Origin of the sequence: Acinetobacter minutum, assembly GCF_035916735.1 — a bacterium.
GTDB lineage: Bacteria > Pseudomonadota > Gammaproteobacteria > Pseudomonadales > Moraxellaceae > Acinetobacter.
This window is the reverse complement of record NZ_JAQIHG010000062.1, coordinates 1-2,084: the sequence shown is the minus strand read 5'-3', so window position 1 is coordinate 2,084 and position 2,084 is coordinate 1. Positions and strand designations below refer to the sequence as shown.

The window sequence follows — 2,084 nt, the reverse complement described above, 5'->3', positions numbered from 1 at the left end:
CGGGAATAGCTCAGTTGGTAGAGCACAACCTTGCCAAGGTTGGGGTCGCGAGTTCGAGTCTCGTTTCCCGCTCCAAATTCAAAAAGCCCTAGTCGAAAGACTGGGGCTTTTTTATTGTTGATTTAAAAAGAATATTTGAAAAGAATCTCAGCAATCTATATCCAACATTCTAGGATTCATTCTAATAAACCAAGGGATCTAATGCCATTTGGTGACCAAAAGTGACTTTTTTACGCCTTCAGCAATGTTTTTATTATGATCTCACCGTACTTTAAATCATAAATCTTTAAGAATTCCCCAATTCTAGGGCTGGCTTTTTAACAATATCCCAGATTACGCCGAGAAAAATTTAACTAATATTTTTTACCATGATTGTGATACGGTGACCAAATTTGGTCACCAATTTTAAGCACAAAAATCTTTAGTAATTATAGCTGTTATAGCTTTTCAATTTTTTTCTTCACTTAAAGACTCATAGACATTTTCAGCTAATGCCCTGCTCTCCGGAATCATTTTGCTTAAATTGTAATAAATCTCCGACTTGCACTTGTAACAGCATGCAAAGTTTTTCAAGTGTTTCAAAGTCAATCCTTGTTGACTGGCCATTATAAAGTTTATGCAGAGTAGTCTTGCTCATCCCAGTTGCTCTAGCAACATCTGCAACCTTCATCCGGCGTTCTGCCAAAAGTACTGGCAAATTGCAAACTATCATTAATTACCACCATTGTGTAATAAAGTACTTGCATGGTGTTATTGATGCATATATTATTGCATTGAGTCATTTAATAACACCATTGTGGTACTTTTTAAAAGGAAATGCTTATGAACTTGACCTATCTTACTACAAAAGAGTTATCCCAACGAATCCATTATAACGAGAGAACTATTCGCAACCAGTTAAAAGACAGCGTTCTTATCGAGGGCATTCATTACATTCGCCCTTTTGGTGGGCGAAAAATTCTGTATGTGTGGGAACGTATTGAAGAAGACATGACGAAAACAACGTTAGGTAATTTACATACCCTTCAATTGCAATAAGGAGATAATTTTATGGCAGCAATTCGATCACGATATGGCAAGTTGGGGGTCGACTTTCGATATCTCAACATGCGTTGTCGCGAAACCACAGCTTTAGAAGACAATAGTCAAAACAGAAAAAAACTTGAAAAAGTAATTGAACGCATGGAAGCAGAAATTCTGCTGGGCATTTTTGACTATGCCAAATATTTTCCCAAAAGTGCTCGCTTAAAGGAAATCAAAGAAGCTGAAAATAGAGTCAATGCAATTAGTTCAAAAACACCCATGTTTTCAGAATATTGTAAGACTTGGTTTATAGAAAAAGAAATTGAATGGCGAACAAGTTATCGTGGAAAAATCCAAATAGTTCTAAGGAAATATTTGATCCCTTATTTTGGTAGCTTACCAATTATTAACGTCAAAAAGTCAGACATTCTAGGATTCCGCACATCCCTCGCCAAAGTGACTTACGGAGTTGCCCAAGAATGTCTATCACCATCACGAATCAACCAGATTATGACAGTGTTACGTATGATACTCGATAGCGCAGCTGAACGATATGATTTTGATAGTCCTTATAAAAATATCAAAAATCTAAAAACACAAAAAACTGAAGTTATGCCTTTTACGCTACAAGAAGTCTCGCTCATTTTGCAGCATGTCAGGGAGGACTTTAAACCGTACTATACAGTGCGCTTCTTCACAGGAATGCGCACCAGTGAGATTGATGGACTGCGCTGGAAAAATATCGATTTCCAACGTCATGAAATTCACATTCGAGAAGCTTTAGTTAATGGGGAACTTGGGGGTACCAAAACTTATGGCTCCGATCGTACGATTCAAATGAGTGAATGTGTTTATGATGCACTCATACAACAAAAAAGTCTGAACAATGGACGTTCAGAATTTGTCTTCTGTAATCGAGAAGGTGGCCCTTTAGATTATCGTTTAGTCAATAAACGGGTTTGGCATCCTCTCTTACGCCTACTGTGTCAATCAGCGTTGAAAATTGATCAGGTATCAGCGTCCAAAATTGACCACCCTAGACCACTAATTTTTTTCTTTTC

At 37.4% G+C, this 2,084-nt stretch carries 3 protein-coding genes; 2 read left to right on the top strand and 1 reads right to left on the bottom strand.

Annotation, left to right across the window (positions count from 1 at the left end):
- Positions 1 to 484: 484 nt before the first annotated feature.
- Positions 485 to 712 carry a helix-turn-helix domain-containing protein gene (locus PAE54_RS12380; RefSeq protein ID WP_273778105.1) on the bottom strand — a complete coding sequence of 76 codons (228 nt, stop codon included), beginning with the start codon at positions 710 to 712 and terminating at the stop codon, positions 485 to 487.
- 110 nt (positions 713 to 822) lie between these two features.
- On the opposite strand from PAE54_RS12380, the gene PAE54_RS12375 reads away from it, so the two are divergent.
- Together PAE54_RS12375 and PAE54_RS12370 are read left to right on the top strand one after the other, a co-directional pair.
- The gene (locus PAE54_RS12375) at positions 823 to 1,038 is read left to right on the top strand and encodes a hypothetical protein (protein WP_273778018.1); all 216 of its coding nucleotides are present in this window, start codon (positions 823 to 825) and stop codon (positions 1,036 to 1,038) included.
- Between the two features lie 12 nt (positions 1,039 to 1,050).
- Positions 1,051 to 2,084 (top strand): Arm DNA-binding domain-containing protein (locus PAE54_RS12370; protein ID WP_326519656.1); only part of this gene is annotated, 1,034 nt, incomplete at its 3' end.

Excerpts from the sequence above, each read along its gene's own strand:
- PAE54_RS12375 (WP_273778018.1), top strand. The coding sequence starts at position 823 with ATGAACTTGACCTATCTTACTACAAAAGAGTTATCCCAACGAATCCAT.
- PAE54_RS12380 (WP_273778105.1), bottom strand. The coding sequence starts at position 712 with ATGATAGTTTGCAATTTGCCAGTACTTTTGGCAGAACGCCGGATGAAG.